At 69.2% G+C, this 5,563-nt stretch carries 7 protein-coding genes and 1 pseudogene; 5 read left to right on the top strand and 3 right to left on the bottom strand.

Translation table 11 applies throughout. From position 1 onward, the window contains the following. On the top strand, window positions 1–601 hold a 601-nt coding region (locus ADK52_RS39605), incomplete at its 5' end, for an IS5 family transposase (protein WP_234343469.1). 13 nt (window positions 602–614) lie between these two features. On the opposite strand, the gene ADK52_RS43420 is transcribed toward ADK52_RS39605, so the two are convergent. Next, a complete protein-coding gene (locus ADK52_RS43420; protein ID WP_234343467.1) occupies window positions 615–1,223 on the bottom strand; it encodes a barstar family protein in 609 nt (202 codons plus the stop codon). Window positions 1,224–1,560: 337 nt separating this feature from the next. Between ADK52_RS43420 and ADK52_RS05840 the strand changes: the two genes are divergently transcribed. From ADK52_RS05840 to ADK52_RS05830, 3 genes and pseudogenes are all read left to right on the top strand, one after another. Beyond that, complete coding sequence (locus ADK52_RS05840) at window positions 1,561–1,980, top strand: hypothetical protein (RefSeq protein WP_199828454.1); 420 nt, start codon at window positions 1,561–1,563, stop codon at window positions 1,978–1,980. A gap of 169 nt (window positions 1,981–2,149) precedes the next feature. Next, window positions 2,150–2,763 (top strand): annotated as a pseudogene (locus ADK52_RS39600) (HNH endonuclease family protein). Window positions 2,764–3,306: 543 nt separating this feature from the next. Further along, window positions 3,307–3,777 (top strand): hypothetical protein, encoded by a 471-nt coding sequence (locus ADK52_RS05830; protein ID WP_053688704.1) that lies wholly within the window; start codon window positions 3,307–3,309, stop codon window positions 3,775–3,777. Window positions 3,778–4,131: 354 nt separating this feature from the next. Here the strand turns inward: ADK52_RS05830 and ADK52_RS05825 are convergent, their stop codons facing one another. Next, window positions 4,132–4,455 (bottom strand): hypothetical protein, encoded by a 324-nt coding sequence (locus tag ADK52_RS05825; RefSeq protein ID WP_053688703.1) that lies wholly within the window; start codon window positions 4,453–4,455, stop codon window positions 4,132–4,134. Between the two features lie 296 nt (window positions 4,456–4,751). Between ADK52_RS05825 and ADK52_RS05820 the strand changes: the two genes are divergently transcribed. Next, window positions 4,752–5,027, top strand: coding sequence for a hypothetical protein (locus tag ADK52_RS05820; RefSeq protein ID WP_053688702.1), 276 nt, complete (start codon window positions 4,752–4,754; stop codon window positions 5,025–5,027). A 36-nt stretch (window positions 5,028–5,063) separates the two neighbouring features. On the opposite strand, the gene ADK52_RS05815 is transcribed toward ADK52_RS05820, so the two are convergent. Further along, window positions 5,064–5,563 (bottom strand): hypothetical protein (locus ADK52_RS05815; RefSeq protein WP_053688701.1); only part of this gene is annotated, 500 nt, incomplete at its 5' end.

Raw genomic sequence — 5,563 nt, 5'->3', positions numbered from 1 at the left:
AGCGGTTGCACGAGTTCCCACTCGGCATCGGACAGTTCATGGCGACGTATCACGACACCATGATCCACAACCCAAGATCACTTTGACGACAGGACCTAGTGGAGGTGGTGCTAGAGGTGAGGGCCTGGGCCGCTCGCGCGGCGGGTTCACCACCAAGCTCCACCTGAGCGCCGACGGCTGCTACCGCCCGCTCTCTCTGGTCGTCACACCAGGTCAGCGGGCTGACTGCACCCAGTTCAAGCCTGTCCTGGAGAAGATCCGCGTACCGAAGCCCGGCCCGGGCAGGCCCCGCAAGACGCCGGACAGCGTTGCGGCCGATAAGGCTTACAGCAACGGACCCTGCCGCCAGTGCGTGCGAAGTCGCGGTATCCGACACACCATCCCCGAGAAGGCCGACAGCCAGGCCGCCCGCCTGCGCAAAGGCTCACGCGGTGGACGGCCACCAGGCTTCGACGAAGAGCGCTACAAGAAGCGCAACACCATCGAACGGGCCATCAACCGGCTCAAACAGCACCGGGCAGTCGCCACCCGCTACGACACAAACGCTGCTACGTCTACCTCGGCCTTCCGCGCCCGCGCACAGGGCAGAGATGACCTTTGAGGCATGGCTCCAGTCACCGCAGGACGACACGGACGCCCCGCTCCTCGAAGATCTCCAGAAGCAAGTCGAACACGGCAGCGCCGTTGGCACGGGGTGACCTGCTGTCCATGAGATGGGCCGTGGCCTCCGCCGATGATTCCCATTGCAGGGTGAACGGAGGGGTGGCGCCCCAACCGCCTCTCAGGCAGTCGTCCAAGGCATCGAGGTTCCAGCCGAAGTATCCGCCGGGGCCGTTGATGGCTTCACCGTTCGCGCAATAGAAGCTGTCCATGTCGACGATCCTGTGGCCCTCCAGAGCGAACACCTGACCGGCGTGAGCCTCGGCTCTCCCCTGACGCTGATACATCCGGGACCACAGCGCGACCGACAGCCACGCTCGTCGATCGGCGGCGGAAAGGTCGTGCCAGGTGCCAGTGCAATTGAGGCGACTCGCGTGCAGCAGATTCCACACACTGTCCGCTCCGGGAAGTGCTTGATCACACCACAGGGTCAGTGTGAGATCGAGGAGGCCAGCCTCGAGGGCGGAGGGCTGGACGTCGACGACCGTTACATCGTTGACGAAGTAGGACCCCATGGTGGCACCCTCGGCATCGAGGAACCCGAACCGGGCGTTTCCCGCCACGGCTCGACGGCTGCCGACGTGGTCAAGGCTCCTGCCAAGGGCACCCTGGGGTGAGCAGCCGGCTAGATGGACACGGCGCGCTCCCTCGTCGTCCGGCAGAGGTGCGAACAGTCCCACGGCCTCGCGAGAACCCCAGAAGTCAGCCTCGTTCTCGTCCGACCTCAGGGCGTACTTCTGGCCTTCGACGCCCCGGTCTGATGTTCGTCTCGCAGTCTGCACAAGAGCGTTGATCCTACCTGCGAAGCAGTCCTCCGGTAGTGACGAGTGACCCTGTTCCCCAACGAACTCGGTGGCCCTTTGACGGGTCGCAAATCTCCCAGTGACCCGTGAGAGTGAAGTGCAGGGAAGGACCAAGATCAGAAGACGGGACACCACCGAAGCGGTCATCGGTGCCATCACCGGAACCCTGGCACGCCCGCAGCTCCTGATCCTCGGCCGCCACGACCAGACGGGCCGGCTACGCGCGGTCGGCCGCACCGTACCCCTGCGCCCGGACGCCTCCCGGCAGGTCGGCGAGCACCTGGCCGCCGCCGGCTCCGCACACCCGTGGACCGGCGTCCGGTTCGCGGCGTCCTGGGGTACGCGGGAGGCCCTGGACGCCGTTCTGGTCCGCCCCGAGCTGGTGGCGGAGATCAGCGCCGACCGCGCGATCGACCACGCCGGCGTTTTCCGCCACCCGCTGCGCTTCCAACGGCTACGCCTGGACGCGAGCTCGGATGATGTCCCGCGGTTCGGGGCGGGGTTGGCCGCGTGCTGAGCCTGCGGGAGGGTGTGCAGTGGCGTTTCGCCGGTGAACCGGGCGCCCCGGGCGGGTGAACTGCCTGCCCGGGCCTGTCGTCGCGGGGGCGGGGCCGGTAGAACCGCCTCCGTGATGATCATGATGCGGGCCGTCGTGGTGGCCGCAGCCTTCGCTTTGTCCGTGCCCACTGCGGCGTACTCCGTCGAATAACCGGCGGCCGTACCGCAGGTCCTGCCGATGGGGGGCGGCGGTCTCCGCGCTGCCCCTGGCCGTCGAGGACCGTACCGGCTATCAACGCACCAGCTTCAAGCACTGGAACGCCGGGGACATTCCCGCCGACGGCTGCAACACGAGGGCCGAGGTTCTGCTGTCCGAGGCGGTGGAGTATCCGGATATGGGACCGGGCTGCACGCTGACGGGGGGTGTGTGGTGGTCGTACTACGACGACATCACCGTCACGGAGGCGTTCAAGCTGGACATCGACCACATGGTGCCCCTCGCCGAGGCGTGGGATTCGGGCGCCAGTGCGTGGACGGCGAAGCGGCGGGGGGCGTACGCCAACGACCAGGGCCGGCTGTCCTCCCGGTCGCGGTGACCGCCCGTTCGAACAGGTCCAAGGCGAACCAGGATCCGGCGCAGTGGCTGCCGCCGGCGCCGGATGCGCTGTGCCGGTACGGCGCGCAGTGGAGGGCAACGAAGCTGCGCTGGGTTCTCGCGGTGGATGGGGCGGAGCGGGAGCGGCTGCTGGACATCGCGGCCGGGTGCGGTGGCACGGACGTGGAGTTCACCCCGGCTCCGTAGTCGAGCTGCCCCCCGCCCGGCTTCCCGGTACCCGACGGCCCTGTGTCTTCGCCACCGCGGCCCGCACCTCTTCCCCCATCACCCCCACCGGCGCCGCGCCTGGCCAGCCGGCGCCCGCAGGGCCTTCTGAGCGGAGCCGTTCCCCGCGGGCTGACGCTGAGTGGCCTGCGCCAGGACTGCATCCTCAACGAAGCGGCTGAAAGCGCCGACCCGCTCAGACTGATGCGCGCGTTCGGCATCGCCGAGCAGACCGCCGTGCTCGGTGTACTCGTGCAGGTCCTTGGTACGGGTCTCGCGTGAGGTCGTGACGTTCGCGGGGGGTCGTTGATCGTCTGTGGCCGGAGTCACGGTCTTGGGGTGTGGGCTCGCATTGACGATGGGGCGTCTTTAGGTAAGCCTTACCTAGCTTTCGCTTTACGGAGGCGGTCCGTCCATTTTTCCTCGGAGTCATCGCACATGTCGTCCACCGCAGTCAGACCTTCCTTCCGCCCGATCCGTCTCTACGATTCGTGGTGGACGGTGGCGGCGGGAGCGCTCGTTGCGATGCTCGTTCTGACAGCGGGCCTGTGGTGTTCCCTCCATGTGCAGACGGACGCGACCATGCACACGGCCGCGCTCTTCGCCCATCTGGCCTCGCTCGTGGTCGGCTTCGGGGCCGTGCTGTCCGCCGACTACTACGGGCTGCTCTGGGCGACGGGGCGCTGCACGCTGGCCGAGGTGCTGGGCGCGACGTCCCGGCTCCACGTGCCGATCTGGGCCGGCCTGGGCGGGCTCGTCCTCAGCGGGCTGATGCTGCACCCCGACATGGACTCGCCGCTGACCTTGACGAAGCTCGGGCTCGTCGCCGCACTCACCCTCAACGGTCTCCAGGCGGGCCTCCTCGCCCGCCGCCTCGAAGCCGCCACCGAGACGATCGAGCGCAAGCTCCTCGTCTGGGGAGGCGCCACGGCCCTCGTCTCACAGGCCTGCTGGTGGGGCGCCGTGGTCATCGGCTTCCTCAACAGCAACACCTGAGGCCGATAGCCCTCCACCGGTGCCGGCTCGTCCCGCCCGATGACGTCAGGCGTGCGGCGACCGCGTGCAGGCCCCATGTGAGTGCTGTACGAACCCCCCGCTGCCACAGGTCACGTCCGTGCTGCCGAATATCGACAGCCTGCTGTGGGTCACGCGTACGCGTACTGAACTTGCGAATCATTCGTCAGCTGCGTTCGCCTTGTTGCTAGCGAAGGCGGATACGCGAAATGCGTTCCGGATCTCCGTGAGGGGCTCGCGGTCACGGTTGAGGCGGAGTTTGTTCGTGAGGGGGACGGCATTGCCCCAGGGCTTTGATGGCACGCGGCAAAGGGCGCACGCACCACGTGGCGTCGCTCAGGCTGGTGGTGGGGGCAGTACGAGAATGTGGTCGTCCTGGGTCTGCGTGGTGAACCCCGCCCCACGGAGCGCCGCGGCCAGGGCGAGACCGGTGGCGTGGTGCAGTCCGGCCAGCTCCGTACCGGCTGCCTCGTCCGGCGGGTGGAGGCCGCTGGTGCGGGCGTGCAACTCGTCGATTTCTGCGGGCATCCAGCCCACCATCACGCCGCGGGCGCGGCGGACCAAATGCACGCCCTCCCCGCCCTCGCTGCCCGGGTCGAACCCCGCTTCGCGAAGAGCGGTGCGCACCGCGTCCAGGAGCTCCGTCTCGTGATCATCCACAGCCGCACTGTAGGGGGACAGCCAGGGCGTGCGGGGTGTTCATGGCGCTGCCCGGGTCCGTGGCGAGACCCGGCCGGGGCCGCTTCAACCGGCCGAGTCCGGCTCGTGGGGACCCTCTCGTCGCCCTGCCGCCCTGCCGCCCTGACATGCCGGGACCCGCGCTGCGCGGCGGGCACGGGGAGGGGTATGCCGGGCGGGTGACACGCTCACGCCTTCGGCTGCACCGGGGCGCGGCCGGCATAGGGGCGGCTGAGGATGAGGATTCCCGTTGTGCCCCTCGTCGAATGGAGCCTTTCATGCTGGAGCGCAGGTCGCGTAAGGACGGTACCGAGGTCACGTTCGTTCTGCCGGGGGAGGATCCGCCGGGGCCGGTGAGCGTGGTGGGGGACTTCAACGGCTGGCAGCCCGGCGTCCACACGCTCCAGCCCCGCAAGGACGGCAAGCGGGCGGTCACGGTCGCACTGCCCGGGAACACCACCCAGTCCTTCCGCTACCTCGCGGCGGGCGGCTACTGGTTCAACGACGAGAGCACCGAGGACCGCGACGGCGCCAACAACCGCCTCCACACCTGACCCGACGGCCGCCCGCCAAGAGCAACGGATGGGGGGTCAGGTGCTGCGCTGGTCGTGGGTGGCCTGGCGGAGTTGCTCGGTGTGGCGGGCCATGGCGTCGATGCGTCCGGAGAGGTCGGCGTCCTCGGGGCGGAGGTGGGCCCGGGTGTCGGCCAGGGGGCGTACGAGGCGGGCTGCGTCGTTGTCGGCGAGGGCCAGGTTCAGGTCTCCGATGGCGGTCTCGGCGCCGGCCGGGAGGCTGGTGAGGGCGGTGACCTGGCCGGCGAGGCGGCGCAGGTCGGCCGCGTTGGCGCGGGCCCAGGCGTTCACGTTGCGGTCGGCGGCGCGCGAGTCGCGGGTGGCTTCAACGCGTTGTTCGCCGGTGCTTCCGGCCTTGCCGGGGCGTAGCCGGAGGTAGCGGCGTTCGGCTGCCTGGCGGCTGGCGACTCCGAGGGGGGCTGCGAGATCGGCCCAGCTGGCGCCCTGGCTGCGGGCGGTTTCGATCAGGCCGCTCTCCCAGCCGGCGAGCTGCTCGCGGACCTCGCGCAGCATCATCA

It is taken from the genome of Streptomyces sp. WM6372, from assembly GCF_001279655.1.
Lineage (GTDB): Bacteria > Actinomycetota > Actinomycetes > Streptomycetales > Streptomycetaceae > Streptomyces.
The sequence above is the reverse complement of the archived record's forward strand: the minus strand, read 5'-3'. Positions and strand labels throughout refer to the sequence as shown.

Excerpts from the sequence above, each read along its gene's own strand:
- ADK52_RS05830 (WP_053688704.1), top strand. The coding sequence starts at position 3,307 with ATGCTCGTTCTGACAGCGGGCCTGTGGTGTTCCCTCCATGTGCAGACG.
- ADK52_RS05820 (WP_053688702.1), top strand. The coding sequence starts at position 4,752 with ATGCTGGAGCGCAGGTCGCGTAAGGACGGTACCGAGGTCACGTTCGTT.